Source organism: Frigoriflavimonas asaccharolytica (assembly GCF_013294015.1).
GTDB classification, from domain to species: domain Bacteria; phylum Bacteroidota; class Bacteroidia; order Flavobacteriales; family Weeksellaceae; genus Frigoriflavimonas; species Frigoriflavimonas asaccharolytica.
Genome location: NZ_JABSNO010000014.1, coordinates 13,777 through 34,861, shown reverse-complemented (window position 1 = coordinate 34,861; position 21,085 = coordinate 13,777). Strand labels below are relative to the sequence as shown.

At 32.1% G+C, this 21,085-nt stretch carries 21 protein-coding genes; 12 read left to right on the top strand and 9 right to left on the bottom strand.

Annotated elements, in window-relative coordinates:
• The first annotated feature begins 37 nt into the window (after positions 1-37).
• The 12 genes from HNQ03_RS09975 (at position 38) to HNQ03_RS09920 (ending at position 10,275) form a co-directional block, all read left to right on the top strand.
• Entirely contained in the window at positions 38-1,333 is a 1,296-nt protein-coding gene (locus tag HNQ03_RS09975; RefSeq protein ID WP_173779535.1) for an NAD(P)/FAD-dependent oxidoreductase, read from the top strand.
• A complete protein-coding gene (locus HNQ03_RS09970; RefSeq protein WP_173779534.1) occupies positions 1,333-2,922 on the top strand; it encodes a 4Fe-4S binding protein in 1,590 nt (529 codons plus the stop codon). The genes HNQ03_RS09975 and HNQ03_RS09970 overlap by 1 nt, the downstream gene beginning before the upstream one ends.
• Before the next feature lie 6 nt (positions 2,923-2,928).
• On the top strand, positions 2,929-3,315 hold the full coding sequence (locus HNQ03_RS09965) for a toxin-antitoxin system YwqK family antitoxin (RefSeq protein ID WP_173779533.1): 387 nt from the start codon (positions 2,929-2,931) through the stop codon (positions 3,313-3,315).
• A gap of 38 nt (positions 3,316-3,353) precedes the next feature.
• Positions 3,354-4,043, top strand: a complete 690-nt coding sequence (locus HNQ03_RS09960) for a glycosyltransferase family 2 protein (protein ID WP_173779532.1) — start codon at positions 3,354-3,356, stop codon at positions 4,041-4,043.
• Positions 4,044-5,525, top strand: coding sequence for a cellulose synthase family protein (locus tag HNQ03_RS09955; RefSeq protein WP_173779531.1), 1,482 nt, complete (start codon positions 4,044-4,046; stop codon positions 5,523-5,525). It abuts the gene before it with no gap.
• Between the two features lie 77 nt (positions 5,526-5,602).
• Positions 5,603-5,848 (top strand): AbrB/MazE/SpoVT family DNA-binding domain-containing protein, encoded by a 246-nt coding sequence (locus HNQ03_RS09950; RefSeq protein WP_173779530.1) that lies wholly within the window; start codon positions 5,603-5,605, stop codon positions 5,846-5,848.
• Entirely contained in the window at positions 5,839-6,162 is a 324-nt protein-coding gene (locus HNQ03_RS09945) for a type II toxin-antitoxin system PemK/MazF family toxin (RefSeq protein ID WP_173779529.1), read from the top strand. The genes HNQ03_RS09950 and HNQ03_RS09945 overlap by 10 nt, the downstream gene beginning before the upstream one ends.
• Positions 6,163-6,167: 5 nt before the next feature.
• Positions 6,168-7,511 carry a polyprenol phosphomannose-dependent alpha 1,6 mannosyltransferase MptB gene (mptB, locus tag HNQ03_RS09940; RefSeq protein ID WP_173779528.1) on the top strand — a complete coding sequence of 448 codons (1,344 nt, stop codon included), beginning with the start codon at positions 6,168-6,170 and terminating at the stop codon, positions 7,509-7,511.
• Positions 7,512-7,514: 3 nt separating this feature from the next.
• Positions 7,515-8,105 carry a sigma-70 family RNA polymerase sigma factor gene (locus tag HNQ03_RS09935; protein WP_173779527.1) on the top strand — a complete coding sequence of 197 codons (591 nt, stop codon included), beginning with the start codon at positions 7,515-7,517 and terminating at the stop codon, positions 8,103-8,105.
• Between the two features lie 6 nt (positions 8,106-8,111).
• The gene (locus HNQ03_RS09930; RefSeq protein WP_173779526.1) at positions 8,112-8,393 is read left to right on the top strand and encodes a hypothetical protein; all 282 of its coding nucleotides are present in this window, start codon (positions 8,112-8,114) and stop codon (positions 8,391-8,393) included.
• Positions 8,394-8,399: 6 nt separating this feature from the next.
• Positions 8,400-9,089 carry a DUF547 domain-containing protein gene (locus HNQ03_RS09925; protein ID WP_173779525.1) on the top strand — a complete coding sequence of 230 codons (690 nt, stop codon included), beginning with the start codon at positions 8,400-8,402 and terminating at the stop codon, positions 9,087-9,089.
• Positions 9,090-9,243: 154 nt separating this feature from the next.
• On the top strand, positions 9,244-10,275 hold the full coding sequence (locus HNQ03_RS09920; protein WP_173779524.1) for a glycoside hydrolase family 113: 1,032 nt from the start codon (positions 9,244-9,246) through the stop codon (positions 10,273-10,275).
• Between the two features lie 79 nt (positions 10,276-10,354).
• Here HNQ03_RS09920 and msrB read toward each other — a convergent pair whose 3' ends face one another.
• The 9 genes from msrB to arsS form a co-directional block, all read right to left on the bottom strand.
• On the bottom strand, positions 10,355-10,891 hold the full coding sequence (msrB, locus tag HNQ03_RS09915; RefSeq protein ID WP_173779523.1) for a peptide-methionine (R)-S-oxide reductase MsrB: 537 nt from the start codon (positions 10,889-10,891) through the stop codon (positions 10,355-10,357).
• Between the two features lie 9 nt (positions 10,892-10,900).
• On the bottom strand, positions 10,901-11,557 hold the full coding sequence (msrA, locus tag HNQ03_RS09910) for a peptide-methionine (S)-S-oxide reductase MsrA (protein WP_173779522.1): 657 nt from the start codon (positions 11,555-11,557) through the stop codon (positions 10,901-10,903).
• An 82-nt stretch (positions 11,558-11,639) separates the two neighbouring features.
• Positions 11,640-12,452, bottom strand: a complete 813-nt coding sequence (locus HNQ03_RS09905; protein ID WP_173779521.1) for a purine-nucleoside phosphorylase — start codon at positions 12,450-12,452, stop codon at positions 11,640-11,642.
• A gap of 5 nt (positions 12,453-12,457) precedes the next feature.
• Positions 12,458-13,309: a metallophosphoesterase family protein gene (locus tag HNQ03_RS09900; protein WP_173779520.1), complete on the bottom strand. Its 852-nt coding sequence runs from the start codon at positions 13,307-13,309 to the stop codon at positions 12,458-12,460.
• Positions 13,294-14,628, bottom strand: a complete 1,335-nt coding sequence (locus HNQ03_RS09895; RefSeq protein WP_173779519.1) for an SLC5/6 family protein — start codon at positions 14,626-14,628, stop codon at positions 13,294-13,296. The genes HNQ03_RS09900 and HNQ03_RS09895 overlap by 16 nt, the downstream gene beginning before the upstream one ends.
• A gap of 1 nt (position 14,629) precedes the next feature.
• Entirely contained in the window at positions 14,630-16,072 is a 1,443-nt protein-coding gene (locus HNQ03_RS09890) for a SusD/RagB family nutrient-binding outer membrane lipoprotein (protein ID WP_173779518.1), read from the bottom strand.
• A gap of 13 nt (positions 16,073-16,085) precedes the next feature.
• Positions 16,086-19,298, bottom strand: coding sequence for a SusC/RagA family TonB-linked outer membrane protein (locus HNQ03_RS09885; protein ID WP_173779517.1), 3,213 nt, complete (start codon positions 19,296-19,298; stop codon positions 16,086-16,088).
• A 45-nt stretch (positions 19,299-19,343) separates the two neighbouring features.
• On the bottom strand, positions 19,344-20,024 hold the full coding sequence (locus HNQ03_RS09880) for a TIGR04282 family arsenosugar biosynthesis glycosyltransferase (RefSeq protein WP_226927484.1): 681 nt from the start codon (positions 20,022-20,024) through the stop codon (positions 19,344-19,346).
• Between the two features lie 4 nt (positions 20,025-20,028).
• Positions 20,029-21,084, bottom strand: coding sequence for an arsenosugar biosynthesis radical SAM (seleno)protein ArsS (gene arsS / locus HNQ03_RS09875; protein ID WP_173779515.1), 1,056 nt, complete (start codon positions 21,082-21,084; stop codon positions 20,029-20,031).
• Position 21,085 lies beyond the last annotated feature (1 nt).

Genomic DNA, 21,085 nt, shown 5'->3' with positions numbered 1-21,085 from the left:
CTTCATTTTAAGAACTTAACAGATTAATTCAGATTCTATGGAACATATCGTAATCATCGGCAACGGAATTTCAGGGGTAACTTTGGCGCGCCATATTCGCAAAAAATCTGATGCAAAAATCACCATAATTTCTGGAGAATCAGATTATTTCTTTTCCAGAACTGCTTTGATGTACGTGTACATGGGACATATGAAATTTGAACATACGCAGCCTTATGAAAATCATTTTTGGAAGAAAAACAAAATTGATTTAGTAAAAGCCTTCGTTAAAGAAGTCAAACCGAATGATAAATCCATAGTATTAGAAGATAATTCCGTCATTAATTATGACAAATCAGTTATTGCCACAGGTTCCAAGCCGAATAAATTTGGCTGGGAAGGTGAAAATTTAAATGGCGTTTTAGGTTTATATTCTAAGCAAGATTTAGAAAATTTAGAAAAACTAACGCCAAATTGTAAACGAGCAGTTATTGTTGGTGGTGGATTAATTGGAATTGAATTAGCCGAAATGTTAAGATCTAGAAATATTCCAGTCACGTTTTTAGTCAGAGAAAAAAGTTTTTGGAGCGGCGTTTTACCATCTGGCGAAAGCGAAATGATCAACCGTCATATTATAGAACATCACATAGATTTGCGATTAGAAACCAATTTGGATAAAATTTTATCTGATGAAAACGGTAACGCAAAAGCCATAGTTACAGATAAAGGTGAAACGATAGAATGTGAAATAGTAGGTTTAACAGCGGGAGTTTCCCCAAATATAGATTTCCTTAAAACTTCTGGAATTGAACTAGGAAAAGGCGTAAAAGTAAACCGATTTTTAGAAACCAACATCAAAGATATTTACGCTATCGGAGATTGTGCAGAGCAACACGAAGCTATTGGTTCGCGCAGAAATATTGAGGCAGTTTGGTACACCGGAAGAATGATGGGCGAAACTTTAGCACAAACATTAACAGGAAATCCCATGGAATATAAACCTGGAAATTGGTTTAATTCTGCGAAATTTTTGGATATAGAATACCAAACGTACGGTTGGGTTTGGGCACAGAAAAAGGAAAATGAAGAACAATTTTATTGGGAACATTCTGCTGGTAAAATCGCTATTAGAATTTCATTTAATAAAAATAATCGAGAATTTTTAGGCATCAATACTTTCGGAATTAGAATGCGACACGAGTTTTTTGATGCAGTTTTAAATGAAAAAAAATCAGTGGATTTTGTAATTCAGCATTTAAATAAAGCCAATTTTGATCCTGAATTCTACAAACATTACGAACAAGAAATTCAAGCGCAATTTAAAAGTCAATTTTCAGAATTAAAAATACAATAATGAGCAAACTTCCACAAAATTTATCAGTTTCAGCTCACGCAAATAATGATTTATCTACCTTTCAAAAATTAGGTTTGGGTATTGGTTTTTTGGGCTTATTTATTTTAACGCTGGCCTTTTTTAATGTCGATTTTCCGAATAAAACCTTGTGGCTTTCCATCTCGATTGCAAGCATCTTTGCCGGAATTGTAATTTACGCAAGAAGCACTTATCTTAACAAACCGCCAGGAATTTCCAACAACGGCATTTTTCATAATTCCTTGACGAATAGAGGAACAATCGCTTGGATTATAGGAATATTATTAACGGCTTTTTATGTCGTATTGTATTGGTTTCCAGCTTATTTGGGTTATGGGGAAAATGGAGATGCAAACACCGGAATTGTAGCATTATTTGATCCTTTAAGTTATTTTTTAAATGGAAATGCCGCAACGCAATGGTTTTTGTATGGCACTTTATATACCGTTGCAATTCTTGGTTTGGGCTATAAATTCATTTTAAAGTATAGGAATAATAAATATCAGTTGGTTCGTACCATTTCGGTGATATTTTTTCAATTGGGCTTTGCATTTTTAATTCCAGAAATTTTAACCAAATTAAATCCAGAGTTGCCTTATTTTTCGAAAGACATCAAAAATATGTGGCCTTTGAATTACTATTTTTTCGAAGATTGGAATTTAAAAGGCATGCTCAATGGTGGAAATTTGGGACTATTTATGTTGATTTTTGGCATCGCCATGATATTTATAATTTCCCCAATTCTCACTTATTTCTATGGTAAAAGATGGTATTGTTCTTGGGTTTGCGGTTGTGGTGGATTGGCTGAAACTGCGGGAGATTCTTTTCGCCACCTTTCTAGTTCTACAGAAACTGCCTGGAAAATAGAACGTTGGATGATTCATTTGGTTTTAGTTTTTGCCTTTGTAATGACTATTGCCGTGGTTTTCACTTTCCTTTCTGATAATCCAGATTTAAGCATCATTACAAGAAGTCAATTTATCTATGGAATTGTGATTTTCCTGACTGTTTTTACTGGAGCGCTGTATATTTTTAAGCGAAAAGATATGGATGAAGATGCAGTTTATACCATGCTCACTTTGGTTGCGATTATCATCATTTCCCTTTTAATTAATTTCTTTTCAAATAAGCAAAATATATTATTTTTAGATAGCTATTCGCTACGTTCATGGTATGGTTTTGCGATTGGCTCTATGTTTAGTGGAGTAGTGGGAGTTGGATTTTATCCAATATTAGGTAACAGAGTTTGGTGCCGTTTCGGTTGTCCGATGGCTGCAATTTTGGGGTTGCAACAACGTTTATTTTCAAAATTTAGAATTACCACAAATGGTGGACAATGCATTTCTTGCGGAAATTGTACCACGCATTGTGAAATGGGAATTGATGTAAGAAGTTACGCTCAAAAAGGCGAAAATATCGTTCGTTCTTCCTGCGTTGGTTGCGGTGTTTGCTCTGCAGTTTGTCCGCGAGGAGTTTTAAAATTAGAGAATGGGAAAGAAGAGGGGAGAATCAATTCTAATGAAATTTTATTAGGAAACGATATTAATTTACTTGATTTGCTCAACAAATAATTTACAATGAAATTTCTTTTAATTTTACTTCTGCCTATTTTTTCTTTGCTGCATAATGTGGGGGAAATCTACAGTAAAACCTACTATGAAAACGGAAATATGAAAGAAGAAGGTTGGCTAATTGATGGTATGAAAAGTAATTATTGGTTCACATACTATGAAAATGGTAGCAAAAAAAGTGAAGGACATTATAAAAATAACAAAAAAATTAAATGGTGGGTATTTTACGATTCCAAAGAAAATATTACCAAAAAATGTGAATTTAAAAATGATAAACTAAACGGATTAACCATTATATATTCCGGTGGAAATATTCTAAAAGCAGAAAAATATATTGATAATAGAAAAGTGAAAACTTGGACTACAATTGCTGATTTTAAAAGAGATAATTAAATTTTTCACTCATTTATCACAAGACGACGAAGAAAGATATGCACCATATAAAAGTAATAATACCTGCCTTTAACGAAGAAAAATCTATCGGGAAAGTCATTCAAGATATTCCGAAAATAGTTTCGGAAATAATAGTCATTAGCAATAATTCTACGGATAATACTGAAGAAGTAGCCAAAGAAAATGGCGCAACGGTACTTTCTGAAAATAGAAAAGGTTACGGTTATGCCTGTTTAAAAGGTATGGACTATATTGCTAAACAAGAAATAAAACCAGATATTATTGTATTTTTGGACGGTGATTATTCAGATTTTCCAGAGGAATTAACGAAACTTGTTGAGCCTATTATAAATGGAGAAACCGATTTTGTTTTAGGAGCAAGAGTTTCAGAATTAAGAGAAAATGGATCTATGACGCCGCAACAAATCTTTGGAAATTGGCTGGCTACTTTTTTAATGAAATTATTTTTTAAATCCACTTTTACAGATTTAGGACCATTTCGCGCGATTAGATATGAAAAGCTTTTGGGTTTAGAAATGCAAGATAAAACCTATGGTTGGACTGTAGAAATGCAATTAAAAGTACTAAAACAAAAATTAAGCTACATGGAAATTCCTGTAAATTACCGCAATAGAATCGGCGTTTCCAAAGTTTCTGGAACGGTAAAAGGTACTGTAATGGCTGGAATAAAAATTATAGGTTGGATTTTTAAATATAGTTTTAAATAAATGCTCGTACTTTCTTACATCCTCGTTTTTCTTTACAGTTTTTGCATTCTACTGCTTTTCATTTATAGTTTGGCGCAACTCAATTTGCTGATTAATTTTTTGAAAAGTAAAAATCAAACCGACCATTCCCCAAAATTTGATTTTAAAAATGCGAATGAGATTCCGATCGTAACCATTCAACTGCCTATTTTTAATGAAAAATATGTGATGGAAAGATTACTTTTATCCATTTCTAAATTAAATTATCCAAGGGAAAAATTGGAAATTCAAGTTCTAGATGATAGCACAGATGAAAGTGTTTTTGAAACTAAAAACATCATCAATGATTTGCAAACATCTGGTTTAGATATAAAACACATCACCCGAAAAATTAGAACTGGCTTCAAAGCTGGTGCTTTAAAAGAAGGTTTGGAAATAGCAAAAGGTGAATTTATTGCGATTTTTGATGCAGATTTTTTACCGCAAGAAGATTGGTTGTATCTAACCATCCCTTATTTTAAGGATGACAAAATTGGCGTTGTGCAGACAAGATGGGGACATACGAACAGAAATTTTTCAATTTTAACCAAAATTCAAGCATTTGCCTTGGATGCTCATTTCACCTTAGAACAAGTTGGTAGGAATTCGCAAAAACATTTCATTAATTTTAATGGAACAGCGGGAATTTGGCGGAAAGAATGTATTCTTGATGCTGGAAATTGGCAAAGTGATACCCTCACAGAAGATTTGGATTTAAGTTACCGAGCACAATTAAAAAATTGGAAATTCAAATATTTGGTTGATGTGGTGACGCCCGCAGAATTGCCAGTAATCATAAGTGCAGCGCGATCTCAGCAGTTTCGATGGAATAAAGGCGGTGCAGAAAATTTCCGCAAAATGAGTTGGCGTGTTCTAACTTCCAAAAATGTCCCAATGAAAACGAAAGCCCACGGCATTTTACATTTGCTCAACAGCTCTTTGTTTCTCATTATTTTTTTAATGGCTATTTTAAGCGTTCCCGTTTTATTCGTGAAAAATAGTTTTGTAGACTTAGCACTTTTGTTTAATGTGTTGATATTTTTCGTGCTTACTTCTGTTATATTTTTCATTAATTATTGGTTCACTTTCAAAAGTATTCAAGGCGGAGGTTTTAAAAATTTCTTAAAATATATTGGTTTGTTTTTTACGTTTTACACCATCGCGATGGGTTTTTCTTTTCATAATAGTATTGCGGTTTTAGAAGGACTTCTTGGTAAAAAAAGTGATTTCATCCGCACACCGAAATTCAATATAGAAAGCTTAAAAGACAAGTGGAAACAAAATACTTATATTTCAAAAAAAGTATCGAAAAATGTAATTATAGAAGGTATTTTAACCCTCTATTTTCTTTTCGGAATTTTTAGCGGTTTTCATTTAAATGATTTCGGATTAATGCCATTTCATGTGATGTTATTTATAGGTTTTGGGTTTGTTTTTATAAAATCTTTACAGGTTACGAAATGACAATAAATTTATAGAATTTAATTTTGTATATAATAAATAATGTGCTTACTTTGTAATAACAATTAAATCAAAGTTATATGGAAACTTCAATCATAAAAATTGGTAATTCTAAAGGTTTACGTTTAAGTAAAACTATTCTAGATAAATATAATATTAAAGATAAAGTAGAAGTAATTCTAGAAAATGATCAAATTGTTTTGAAACCAATTCATTCACCAAGGCAAAATTGGGAAGCTGCATTTGAAAAAATGAGCCTAGAAGAAGATGATAATTTGATGATCGAGGATGTTTTTGAAGATGAAAATTTCGAGGAATGGAATTAATACAATATTCTATAGTTCTTGTAAATCTCGATCCTGCGATAGGGAGCGAGATTCAGAAAACAAGACCGTGCGTAATTGTTTCGCCAAACGAAATGAACAGGCATCTTAAAACAATTGTAATTGTTCCCATGACCACGAATTTAAATAAATATCCTTCTAGAATTCCTGTAAATCACAATGATAAAAAAGGAATGATTGCAATAGATCAAATAAAAACGGTTGACAAAAAACGCATTTTAAAAGTTTTGGGCATATTAAGTAAGAGAGAAATTACGATGCTTAAAGATATTTTAAAAGAAACTTTTGTAGATTAAATTCTATGATATTTAGCTATTTTAGAAAATACATTTCCTTATTATCTCTAGCCATCTTTTACGTGGCTATTGCCTATTTTTTAGAAAGAACAGATTTTTTATTTTTAATAATTTCCTTTGGTTTATTATTTTTTTTCACTTTCAAATTAATTCAAAGTAAAGAATTTAGTTTTAAAAATTTAGCAATCATTTCAATCGTTTTGAGATTGATTTTTCTCTTCAGTTTACCCAATTTATCCCAAGATTTTTACCGCTTTATTTGGGATGGAAGATTAATCGTAGAAGGTTTAAATCCATACATTCATTTGCCAAATGATTTAATTTCTGATCCCGACTTTAAATTATCTCAAGCAAATTATTTAGTTCAAAAAATGGGAAATTTAAGTGCTTCTCATTATTCCAATTATCCACCCATCAATCAATTATTCTTTACGATTGCCGGCTTTTTTGGCAAAAATTCTATTATTGGATCTGTAATTATTTTAAGAGTAATAATTATTTTGGCTGATTTAGGAACGCTTTATTTTGGTGCTAAATTATTAACCAATTTAGGCTTAAATAAAAACCGAATTTTCTGGTATATTTTAAACCCATTAGTGATTATAGAACTGACTGGAAACCTGCATTTCGAAGGCGTTATGCTCTTCTTTTTTGTGTGGAGTATGTATTTATTGCATCAAAAAAAATGGAAATTTGCAGCGGTAATTTTGGCACTGTCTATTTCTACAAAGCTATTGCCTTTACTCTTGTTACCTCTGTTTTTTCAAAAATTAGCGTGGAAAAAAAGTATAGCTTTCTATGGAATAATTTTAGGAATCAATTTATTGTTTTTTGCACCATTCTTTTCACAAACGCTTATAGAAAATTATTCCAAAACCATCGGTTTATGGTTTACTAATTTTGAATTTAATGCCAGTTTTTATTATATTTTAAGAGAAATAGGTTTTTATTTCACGGGCTATAATATCATTCAAACCACAGGAAAAATTATCCCGATCTTGATGGTATTGTATATTTTATATCGAACTTTCTTCACTAAAAATAAAACCACTTTAGACTTACTTCAAAGCATTTTAGTTGTTTTAACGATCTATTTTTTAACTTCTACCACAGTTCATCCTTGGTATATTATTAATTTAGTTTTGCTTGGAATTTTTACCAAATATAAGTTTCCGATTATTTGGAGTCTAACTGCAATTCTAAGTTATAGTGCTTACGCTACTGCTATTTTCAAAGAAAATTATTGGTTAATATTTTTAGAATATTCAGTTGTACTTATTTATATTTTATGGGAGATCAGTCCACTTTTAAGGCGTAAAATAAATGCTATTTTTGCTGTAAGAAATTAATAAATGAAAATTAATAAAGAAAATGCTCATAAAACCTTTGAAATTTGGGTGAATGATTTCGGTGATGATCTCTTTTCTTGGGCATTTTATAAAACCTCTTCCAAAGTAACTGCGGAAGATTTGGTACAAGATACTTTCCTTTCTGCTTTTCACAAAATAGAAAGTTTTGAAGGCAAAAGTCAGCCAAAAACTTGGTTGTTTTCTATTTTAAATAATAAAATCATTGATTTTTACCGAAAAAATGCCAAAGTAAATCAACACGAATTTAGGATTTCAGAAAATGTTGCCAATCATTTGTCAGATGGTTTCTTTGACGAATTGGAGCATTGGAAATCCATGGAAATTAGTCCAATTTGGGATGATGAATCGAAATTACTTGATAATCCAGAATTCAATCATGTATTTTCAAACTGTATAGACCAACTTCCTGAGAAATGGAATTTTGCCATACAATCTAAATATTATTCTGACAAAAAAGCGGCGGAAATTTGTCAGGATTTAGATATTACGGTGTCTAATTATTGGCAGATCATACATAGAGCAAAGCTGCTGCTAAAAGATTGTTTAGAAAAAAATTGGTCACTAAAAAGTTAATTTGAAATGAAAAAATCCATTATATTAGTAATGAATATATTGATTAACTCTTGTAAAAAAACAACAGAGCTGATTGATAAAAAAGAGAGTATTCCTTTGAGTGTAGTAGAAGAAATGCAATTGAAAATGCACAAAATATTGTGCAAAACTTGCCATTCTTATGAGCAACGTTCCGAATTTTTAGATCAAGCAATTGGCAAAATATTTAATCAGGAAAATCCACATAAGCAAGTAGAACTTTCTGATGAAAAAAAATTGGTCATCATAAAAGAACTAAAAAATCTGTAATTTGAAATGAGCAATAATAAAACCTTAATTACAGTTTCTGGAAACTTGCTTCTCAATGTGAAAATGAGTTCTGAAACTAAAATTGAGGAAGGTATTTTAGCTAATTATTCCATTTCGAGCTTGCAAAATGAATTAAAAACAGAGGCAGCAAAAAACACTTTTTGGATCAATATTTATAATGCTTACTTTCAAATAGTATCACGCCAAGAAGAAAATTTAGGTAAAAAAATTTTCACTTTAAAACTGATAGAAATTGCGGGAAATCGTTTTAGTTTAGATGATATTGAACATGGAATATTGCGCAGATTTCGCTGGAAATATAGTTTTGGTTATTTGTCCAATATTTTCCAGTCTCGCTTTATTAAAAATCTCGCAGTAGAGAAAATTGATTACCGAATTCATTTTGCAGTAAACTGTGGTGCCAAAAGTTGCCCACCAATTGCATTTTATACTGTAGAAAAATTGGATGAACAGTTGAAAACTGCGATGATTTCATTTTTAACTTCAGAATCTACGATTGATAAAGAGAAAAAAACAGTCACTACAAGTAAATTATTATTGTGGTATCAAGGTGATTTTGGTGGAAAATCTGACCTAAAAAAAATGTTAAAAGAAGTTTTGGAAATTCAAATGAAATATTTTAAAATCAAGTACAGCGATTACAGTTGGGAAAGTCATCTTGAAAATTTTTCTTGAATTAGAGTTTGAGCAAGAAATAGAAGTTTCGATATTTTAAAATTTGTAAAAATATTGATTTAGTGATGCGAGGAAAATTAGTTTCGAAATTTTTTTGTTCTTTTAAACCAAATTTGATTTCTTTAAATTTGTTAATAATTTACAATTCAAAAATATGAGCAAAAACTTAATTTATATTTCTTTGATAGCTTTGGTCTTAATATCGAGTAGTTATGTGATTTTTAATAAATTGCAGCCGGCCGAAAGTTCTGTTACTACCAGTAATAAAAAGTATAAAGGGATGAATTTGGTTGCGCCAAAGAAAGAAATTCAAAGTAAAACTTTTGAAGAGTTGAAGGAAAATAACATTAATTCCGTTTCTCTTGTTCCGTACGCATTTGTGAATTTAGATGATATTACCATCAGTTATGACCATCAAAGACAATGGTGGGGCGAAACTTCTGCTGGCATAAAAGAGAGCATAAATCACGCGCATACCAACAATCTGAAGGTGATGCTGAAACCTCATCTATGGATCAACCACAATACTTTTACCGGGTTTTTAGATTTTAACACAGAAAAAGATTGGCAAAAATGGGAAGCAGAATATGAAAAATACATTTTAAATTTCGCACAAATTGCACAGACGGAAAAAGTAGAAATATTTTGCTTTGGTACAGAATTACAAAATCCAATTTCAAAAAGACCAGACTATTGGTTTCAATTGATTAAAAAAATAAGAGCAATTTATTCAGGTCAATTAACTTACGCAGCCAATTGGGATGAATTTGATAAAACACCTTTTTGGAAAGAATTAGATTTTATAGGAATTGATGCTTATTTTCCCTTATCTAAAGTCGAAACGCCTTCTGTAGAAGAACTGAATTTGAGTTGGGAAAAACCTATTTCAGATATAGAATTGATTCAAAAGAAATACAAAAAAAAGGTAGTTTTTACAGAATTTGGTTATAGAAATTCAAATAATAGTGCTGCCGAACCTTGGACGGAAACCAATGCCGTAGAAAATAACCAAGGACAAGCCAATGCTTATGAAGCTTTGTTTCAATCTTTTGAAAACAAATCTTGGTATATTGGTGGTTTTGCCTGGAAATGGTATGCGGATGATTATTATAAAAAAAGGAAAACTATAGATTACACACCGCAAGAAAAGCCTTCTTTAGAAATTATTAAAAAATATTACAAGTAAAATATCTAATAAGTTTTTACAAAAAAAAGCTACAATCTTTTAGAAAGTAGCTTTAGTTATCATTAAAAATTGTGTTCTATTAAGACTTTTTGAATAACATTGCTGCAGAATTCATGCAATATCTTAATCCTGTAGGTTTTGGGCCATCATCAAAAACATGACCTAAATGTCCACCACATCTTGCGCAAACTATTTCTCCACGCGTCATTCCAAAAGAATTGTCTACCGCTTCCTTTACTCTAGTATTAGCAATTGGCTGGTAGAAACTTGGCCATCCTGTTCCAGATTCAAATTTTGCTTCGGAAGAGAATATAGGCAATTTGCAACCTGCGCAAAAGAAATGTCCTTTTTCATGGTTGTCATTAAAAGCATTATTGAAAGGTTGTTCAGTTCCTTTTTCTCTCAATATGTAATATTGATCTGCTGTCAAAACTTTTTTCCATTCTGCATCCGTTTTCTCAACTTTTTTTAGAGAAGTATCGCTTAAAGAAAGTCCCTCTTGAACTTCGGTTGGTGGATTTGCGGCAACGCTGTTGTTTTTACTAACAACCTTTGTGCAGGCCAAAGAAATTAAAATTATTAGTGGCAATGCCAATATTTGAAGTAATTTTTTCATAGGTAGATATTATTTGTTAGGTTTTAATTGTCCTTTATATTTTTTCTTGAATTCGTTGTATCGTGGGATAGAAACTCCTTGCACGTATCCGTTATTTGGATTGTTATCAATATATTGTTGATGATAATCTTCAGCTTTGTAAAATGGAACTGCGGGTACAACTTCCGTTACAATCGGATTTTTAAAAGCTTTTTTCGCGGTTAAATCTTTGATGGCATCTTCAATTATTTTTTTTTCTGCATCGTTTTGATAATAAGCTGCAGAACGATAAGAATCGCCGATATCTGGACCTTGCTGGTTTAAAGTTGTAGGATCATGCGATGCGAAAAATACATCTACCAATTCTTTATAACTCACGATTTTTGGATCGTAAAAAACTTGAATAGCTTCTGCATGTCCAGTTGTATGAGAACCTACTTCTTCATACGTAGGATTTTCCGTAGTTCCGCCAGTGTAGCCAGAAACGGCATCTCTCACGCCAACTACAGATTCGAAAATATGCTCGCTGCACCAGAAACAGCCTTCTGCAAAAACAGCTACTGCTTCGCCTTTTTTAGCTTCAGTTTTTGTTTGCTTTTCAGCCATTACTTTGTTGTTCTGTCCTTTCGAATTGCAGCTGAACATTAGCAACATAACGAAAAGATAATTAAAAATTTTAATATTCATAATAGATTTTTAGTTGTGATATTATTTACGAGATTGTTTTATAATTGGCTTTATTATTAGTAAATTTTAGCATTATTTGTGATTAATATTTTATCAATTCTTTAAATAAAGTAATCATTTTTGGTTCGGCTTCGCCAGCTATGGCAATTATTTCTGGAATGTTTACGGGTTTTAGATCATCAGGATCGCATTCATCCGTTAAAACTGATACTGCAAAAACAGGTAGTTTTAAATGATTGGCTACAATCACTTCTGGAACGGTGCTCATTCCTACTGCATCTGCACCAATAATTTTTATATATCTGTATTCTGCTTTTGTTTCTAATTGCGGACCAAAAACTGCAGCATAAACTCCTTTTTGTAAAGTAATATTTTGATTTTTAGCAATTTCTATGGCAGAATTTCTCAATTCTAAATCATATGGTTCGCACATATCTGTAAATCTTTCGCCAAAATCTGATACATTCGCAAAACCTAAAGGCGAACCTCCTTGCAGATTGATGTGATCTTCTATCAACATCAAATCTCCTTTCTTGAAATTGAGGTTTATAGCTCCTGCTGCATTAGAAATAAATAATTTTTTTATTCCTAATGCATTCAAAACCCAAATAGGAAAGGTAACTTCTTGCAAAGAATAGCCTTCGTATAAATGAAATCTACCTTGTAATACCACTACTTTTTTGTTTTCTAAAGTGCCAAAAATTAATTTACCACTGTGAAATTCTACCGTAGAAACCGGAAAATTTGGAATATCTTGATAATCAATTTCTACTTCAATTTTAATATGATTCACCAATTGGCCCAATCCTGTTCCGAGTACAATCCCAATTTCTGGCTTGTCAAATCCTTTTTTAATTAAAAAATCTGCGGTTGTTTGTAATTTTTCTTTTGTCATTTATTTTATTTTTTCGAAATTTTAATAGCGTCAAATACTATTTCTTTTCCTTGTAAATTTTTTTCTTCATTTGGCAAGATTTCCATGTTGTTCCAAATTCCCGTTACTAATGTTTTTGCATATTCTGAAGGTAAATTATTTTCAATCATGAGTTTATTTGCTAATTTGAAATCGTATTTTAAATTTTTAAATTCAATATCTAAGGTGTTATCTTTTTCTTGCATTATAGCATACCAAACATCTGTTTTTCCATCATTTGCAGGCATGCCAATTACGCCAGGATTGATCCAAAATTTATGATCCTTTACATCTAAAAATGGCAAACCACAATGTCCGGCGATTATGATTTGGGATTCTGTTTGTTCAAAATTTTCTTCTTTTTTAGACCAATGGGTAGATTTAAAAATAAATTCTGAAATATTGGAATACGCGCCATGTACAACGCTTGCTTTTTTACCAGCAATTTCAAAAGTGAGATGATTGGCTATTGTTTTTAAATAATTTATTGAATTTTCAGACAATTTGCTTTTAGCATAAGGATACCAAAATTGAGATAAAATATCACAGCGCGAACCTTCGGTAAAATCGCAGCCGCAATCTTCTGCGTTTTCAATCAATTGTTCTTCTACATTTCCTCTTATTGCTTTTGCTTTCCAATTTTTAAAAAACTGAATACTTTCTTCTGGTTGCGCACAATAACCCACAATATCTCCTGTACAAATGCAATGTTCTGGTAGAATATTTTCTTCTTCTGCCACAGTTTTCAAAGCTTCTAATGCTTGAAGATTGCTATAAACACCTCCAAAAAGCAATATTTTGCCTTCTATTTTACCTAAATTTTCTAATTTTTTATCCATTTTGGAATCATAAATACAATTATACAACATAAAATTCCCCAGAAATTGATCCATAATAAATCGGCATATTTCCCTTCTGTGAAAATTAATTCTGCGGGAAATATTTTAAAAAGCAAGAGCATTCCGAAAAACAAACCACAAAGCACACTTAAATAAAAACTTATTTTGGGAACTTTCATATTCCAAAATACAAAAACTGGGGTTAAACCAATCACCATTGTTCCAGAAATTGTGGTAGCAGATAAAATTTCGGCATTCAAAAATACTGGAATTGTACCCAAAATTGCTATTATTATCATTGATATTCTACCAAACTTTACTGTTTTTCCCAGTTTTAAATCTATTGCAGCCAATTTTGAAAAAGAAGAAAAGGTAGAGTCTAAAGTAGAAGCTGCAGAGGTTATCATGATGAAGTTAATGACCAATAAAATAATCACTCCAAATGCTTTGCCAACCTCAAAAGCTGCATCTCCTTGCATTCCGTTTACTTTTGCATAAACGCCTACAATACTGAACAAAATAATACAAATTGCTCCCAAAAAACTTGCCCAAAGAAAACTTTTTCTAGTTACTTTTGGCGAACTTAGAAATGCTCTATCCGTGAGAACAGGATCGTGGAAAGGATAACTTAAAGATTGAATAATGGCGGCGAAAAAAAGATTCAGTCCCAAATCAAAACTCCAAACACTTGATTGTGAAATATCTTGAACTTTAAAATTTTCTGAACTGAAAATATTAAATAAAATAATTAACAATAGCACAGAAAAGAAAATCATTTGAATTACATCTGTGAATATAGAACTGCTTAATCCACCTTTTATAGTGTAGGCCAAAGTGAGAACGGTAAATAATATAATTGCCCAATAATAAGCTGATGTTCCAGAATCTCCGAAATAAGTGCCGATAACCATGGTATTGCTCCAAACTTCATTAAACAAACGAATGGCTATTAATAAAGAAAACAAAAACATGGCTTGCTTGCCAAATTTTGAAACGATAAAATCATGAATACTTTTATAATTGCCTTTCACGCGCAATTGGTAAATTAAAATACCAGCTACCGCAAAAGAAAAATAATATCCGGCATACGCGATGCCACCAAGAATTCCAAATTCTAGTCCTAAATTGGCTGCATTGGTAATGCTCTTTGCAAAAATCCACGAGATGATTAAACTTCCCGTCAATACAGTTGCAGAAGGTGCTTTGTTGTTTTGGATGGCTTTATAAAATTGCTCGGTAGTTTTCGCTAATGGCGACAAAAAGAAAAATGCTAAACTAGAACCTATAATTAGCAACCATTGCCAGTAAATTATTTCCATATTATTGATTCCACCAAACTGGTGAGTTTATACTATTGTTATTGGTAGTTGCTGCAGCAGCGTTGTAATTTTGCCCATTCAAAGCGGCTTCTTCAGTAGGATAGGGCATTCTTACAGGTATCAATCCATTATTTAAACTGGCAGAAACTGGCTTTAAATTTGGAAAACCTGTTCTTCTATATTCCACCCAACCTTCATATCCATTGATGATATTGGCAATCCATTTTTGGGTGATAATTTGCTTCAAAGGTGTAGAATTTATATTATTAAAAGACGCTTCACCGGATAAATAATTTGTCGGCAAAGCCGTGTTCCAATATTGAAAAGCCAAACTTACTCCAGATTCATATAATTGTTGTGCATTGGCAGTTATCAAACCTTTTTGAGCTGCTTCTGCTAAAGCAAATTGAACTTCCCAAGCTGTAAGAAAATTGGCATCTAAAGTGGAAGTATCTTCTCTAAAACTTGTTCCAGCGAGAGAATAATTTGCCAAAACAATAGAAGTTTGAGAAGCATCAATCCCGTTGATTAAACCATTATAAGCGCCAGAATTTGAATTGGAAAAAGGTCTGAAAAATTTATTTATTCTGCTGTCATTTAAGTTTAGCAAAATATCTTGCATCGTTTTGGAAAGTACAAAATTATTAAAATCTCCCACTCTCAATTGCGCCAATCTGAAACTATTGGGTGCCGTATTTGTAAAATTAAAAATAGCATTTTGAGAATTTAGTTTTATGTAATTTCCTTCTGTATAAATAGCTTGCAATTGCGATGCAACATTAATTTTAGAAGAAATTCTTAGCAATAATTTTATTTTAAGAGATTTTGCAAACCGAATCCAAGATTGTAGATTTCCGTTGTACATAATATCACCTTGCAGAGCAATAGAGCCGCTATAATTTTGCATGGCCAGAATTCCTTTATCTATATTATCTAAAATTCCACCTGCTTTTAGATAAATGTCTTCTTGCTTATCATAAACTGGTGTCACTGTTCCGTTTACGCCATTAAATGCTTGATAATAAGGCACATCTCCAAATAAATCTGTCAATCCTGCAGCCATATATGCTTTCATTATCAATGCGGGTCCTTCATAGACTTTGTATGCCGTAGAATTTCTAGATTGGTTTAAAATAATTTCATTGTCTCTTAAATTTTTATAAAAAATAGACCAAGGATTTCCGCCTAATTGTGGGGAATTTAGAGCATGTCTATCAAATAAATTAAAATCTAAAGCCGTTCTGTGTTGAGACAATAAATCTCCGGCTACAAAACCTTCATAGCTCATATTTTCGCCATAATTATAAATTATTTGGCGCAACAGAAAACTCGGTTCTACAGAATTGGGCGCATTCGGATTGGTATTGATGTTTTCAAAATCGCGAGTACAACTAAGTAAAATGAAGAATGATATAAAAACTGATATGATATTGTAGTTTTTCATGTTTTCTAATTTTTTAAAAATTTAATCCCAATTTTAAACCTATACTTCTAGAAGTAGCATAACTTATATCTTCTACACCGCTCACAAAGCCATTTCCTTGCACCGCCAATTGCTCTGGATCTATATGTGGAACTTTAGAAAACACAAATAAATTGTTTCCCACCAAGGCAATAGAAAAATCTCCGCCTTTTTTTAAGCCAAAAAACCCTTCCTTTATTGGGAAAGAATAGCCTAAAGAAAACTGGCGAAATTTTAAAAATGAAGCATCATACGTATTATTTTCTTCCTGATTTCTATCGTAATATTGGCGATAATAGCTTTCTGCAGAAATTGCTTTTGTATTTTGCACATAGATAGGATTGGTTGCAGTTCCCGTATTTACAACACCTTGCGCAACAATTCCTGCTTCTGGTCTGTAAGAAGTTTCGGCTAATTGTCCGCCTACATTTCCCAGAGCGCTGGTTCTAGAAACTATTTCGCCGCCTTGTCTCCAATCAAACAAAAGGCTTAAATTCCAGTTTTTATATTTAAAATTATTGCTCCAACCCAAAGTGAAATCTGGATTGTAATTGCCCAATTTTTTCAAAACATTATCGGCAATATAATTTCCATCACTTGTTAATATGAAATCTCCATTTTCATTTTTTAAATATCCGGTTCCATACAAATCTCCTATTCTGCCACCTTCTTCCACTTGAATCCAAACAGTTTGGTTGGCGCTATCATAAATTCTACTGTACGCAAGCGTTAATCTTCCGCCATTTTGGGGTAAATCTTTAATTACAGATTTGCTCTGTGCAAAATTAAAGGTGGTATTCCAATTGAAATTTTGTGTTTTTATAGGTGTAATTCCTAGAATTATTTCAATTCCTTGAGCATTTACTTTTCCACCGTTCACAACTTGCTGATCATATCCGGAAGAAATAGCGATGGGCAGCGAAATAATTTGATCTACCGTATTAGAATTAAAATAGGTGAAATCAAAATTTAATCTATTGTTGAAAAATCTCAAATCTGCACCAAACTCGTAAGATGTGGTTTGCTCTGGTTTCAATTGAGCATTTGGAATGAAATTTTGCGCCGTAAAAGTGGGTTGACTATCAAATGGAATTTGCGATACAAATGCACCCGATGTTTGGTAAGGATTGGTATCATTTCCCACTTGTGCTACACTTGCCCGCAGTTTTGCAAAAGAAATGGCTTTTGGTAGAGAAAATAAATTAGAAACAATGAAACTACTAGAAACAGAAGGATACAAAAATGAGGTTCCATCTACAGAAAAAGGCGTTGCCAAAGCACTAGACCAATCATTTCTTGCGGTAATATCTACATATAAATAATCTTTGAAACCAAACTTTGCAAGCGCGTACAAAGAATTGATGCGCTTTTTACTTTCAAATTGAAAAGCCTGTATTGGTGACGCCGCATTATTTAAATTAAAAATGCCTGGCTGCGCTAAATTTACCGTTTGAATCTGTTTGGTAGAAGCGTTTTGATCTAATCTATTGCCACCTACAGAAACATCAAAAGAGAAATTTCTAATGTTTTTCGTGTAATTTAATAGAAAATCTGTGTTTATTTCTCTATAAAAAACATCGTGCTCTGCATAAGCGCCATTTTTGAAACGATTGCTGCTGAAATTTCGTCTCATTTCTCTAGTTTCATTGCTATAGTCCATTCCAGAACGGATTGAAAAACTTAAATCTTCTGTAATTTTTTGTTTTAATTGAATGTTTCCAAACAATCTATCTCTATTAAATGAATTTCTGTTTTCATACAGTATAAAGTAAGGATTATCAAAAAAAGTATAATTAAAAGAATATTGTTGAATTTTTTCTAATCCTGGTTGCCAATAATTTTTTAAATGATCAATATTTAAGGATCTTGGTCCCCACGCTACAAGAGAATAATTCACGTTTTCACTTCCATATCCGTTCGAGGGTCTATTGTCGCTATTAGAATTTACATAATTAATGGAAGTAGAAATTGTGGTATAATCAGAAGGTTTAAAATTGAATTTTGTAGCAATAGTTTGTCTATTTAAATTTACTCCCGGAATGATAGATTCACTCCTTAAATCTGTGATGGAAAGTCTGTAATCTCCTTTATCAAAACCATTAGAAATTGCAATATTATTGATGGCGGTGGTTCCAGTATTGTAGAAATTTTTGATATTATCTGGATGAGAAATTAATTCTGTAGGTCTAATCGGCAAACCTGAATATAATGAAGTATCGCCACCTCGCACAAAACTTCCATCCGACAATTGTACCTGACCATCAAATTGTGTGGTGAAATTCCCAGCGTTTAATTTTGGTCCCCAAGAATAAGAAATGTTATCATTTGTACCACCACCTAAACCATCTACAAAAGCAAATTTACCAGAATTTCCTTGTCCGTATTCATTTTGAAATTTTGGTAATTTAAATGCGGTTTCCACCAAAAATGTAGAATTAAAACTTATTTGAAAGCCTTTCCTCTCATTTCCGCTTTTTGTGTTTATTACAATTACGCCGTTGGAAGCTCTCGTTCCATACAGAGCTGCTGCACTTGGTCCTTTCAAAACGGAAACAGATTCTATATCATCTGCATTCACTTCCATCGCACCGTTTCCATAGTCTATTTCTTGAAAACCTGCTGCTGCTTCATTGGTGAAATTAAATACAGTTTGATTATTAATAGGTGTTCCATCTACTACAAACAAAGGATTGTTGTTAGAAAAAGAAGATTCTCCACGTATGGTAATTTTTGAGGAAGAACCAACACCTGTTGCACCTTGCGTTACAGAAATTCCTGCAACTTTTCCGGATAGATTATCTAAAAAATTCACCGTTTTCACTTCTGCAAGATCTTCTGCTTTCAAAGTTTGAACGGCATATCCCAAAGCTTTTGCCTCGCGTTTTATACCTAATGCGGTAATTACTACTTCGCCAATATTTCCGGTGTTATCTTCTAATATTACATTTATGGTAGATCTATTTTTAATTTTAATTATTTGCGATTTATATCCAAGAGCAGTAAACGATAGTTCTTCTGAATCTGAATTTATGATGATGCTATAATTGCCATCATTACCAGATGTTGTTATCATTTTGGAAGAAGAAGAAATCTGCACCAATGAAATAGGGGAACCATTGTAATTGCTTGTTATTTTTCCGGTAATTGTATTTTGAGAAAATGCGATGATGCTAAAAAATAGCATAAAATATAAGTATATATGCCTCATATATAGATAATTAGTTATTAAAAATGTTTATTATAAATCGAAATATTAATTATAACAAGGCGAACCTTTGTTGTAATAATACAATCGGTAGATATCATTTTTAAAACTAAACAGATGAAAATTAATCTTAGAATCAATATAAAAAACACTGATTAAAATTAATTTTAAAACTTTTGAAATGAAATGAGAATGGTGTAAAACTTTTTCGGCGTCACGTAAATTATCAATATCAATCAGAGATTTTAATCTAGAAAATTGAATGTTTTTAGCTAAAAAATTCTTGGTAATTGTCCCAAATAAAGAACTTGTTTGCCAAGGTAAATCTTGAAAATTTAATTGGTCAAAATTTGTTTTCGAAATTCCTAAAAGATAAAATCCGCCATCATGAGATGCTCCAATAGTGGTTTTATTTGAAGCTAAATTTTGGTAGGCCTCAATAATATCTTTAGGTTGAATGTGTGGTGTATCATTCCCCAAAGTGATGATGGAATCATAACCTTTATCAAAAATAGATTGAATAGCATTGGAAAAACGTTGGCCAAATTTTGTCCCAATTTGCTCCTTTTCAGTAATGATGAAATAAGGGATTTTGGTCTGTTGTACTTTGTTTTCAATACTTGCATTTAATTCATCAAACAAAAGTTCTGCTTTATAGAATCGTTTTTTAGACGCTTCATATTTAGCAGAATTTGCAAAAATTAATATGGCTGTTTTTGAAACATTCATCATTTTAGGCTACCGTTCCTTGGCAACTGCTTCCTGCTCCTGCTGTGCAACCATAGCAATGTTGAGAAATTAAAATATTTCTATCCGTCAATATTTCTTCGTTAAATTGCGAAATATGGTTTTCGGATACTGCAATTTTTAAATCCAACATCTGATTGAAATCGCAATCGTACAACCAACCATCATAACTTACGGAAATGGTATTGGTGCACATCACATTTTGCACTGCTTTCGGATTGAAGGCTTCAACCAAGGCATACATATAGTCTTCGTAGTTTTCAGATTTTATCAAATAATCCAAAAATCTACTGATTGGCAAATTGGTAATGGCAAATAATTGATGGAAATTTATATTAAAATCTTCTTTCAAAGCAATTTTAAAATCATTTTGCAAAGCCTCTTGATCGGTTGGCAAAAAAGCACCAGATGGATTGTAGACCAAATCTAGTTTCAAAGAACTTCCTGGCATTCCGTATCCAACTGCATTTAGCATTTGCAAAGCTTTTATAGATTTATCAAAAACTCCATCACCACGTTGTTTATCGGTTTTTTCTCTTTTGTAATAGGGTAGAGAAGAAATAACGTGAATGTTGTGTTTTGCAAAAAATTCTGGTAAATCGTGGTATTTTTTATTGGCCAAAATAATGGTAAGATTAGACCGAACGATAAAATCTTTCACACCAATTTTTGAAGCCTCTTCTACAAACCAGCGGAAATTTGGATTCATTTCTGGCGCACCACCTGTTAAATCTAGCGTGTGAACTCCCGTATTTTTGATGACATCCAAACATTGTTGCATCGTTTCTACCGTCATGATTTCCTTTCGATCTGGTCCTGCATCTACGTGGCAATGCGCGCAAACTTGGTTGCACATATAGCCAACATTTAATTGTAGAATCTCAATTTTTTTTGAACGAAGCGGAAATTGATTGGATTGTTCTATTTTTTTTGCAAAAGTGGGCAAACTTCCATCTTGAAATACACCTCCGGAAAGAATTTGAAGTTGTTTTTGAGTTTGTGAGAGTGCGCTACTTTTTGCTTGTAAAGATTTTAAGAGCATA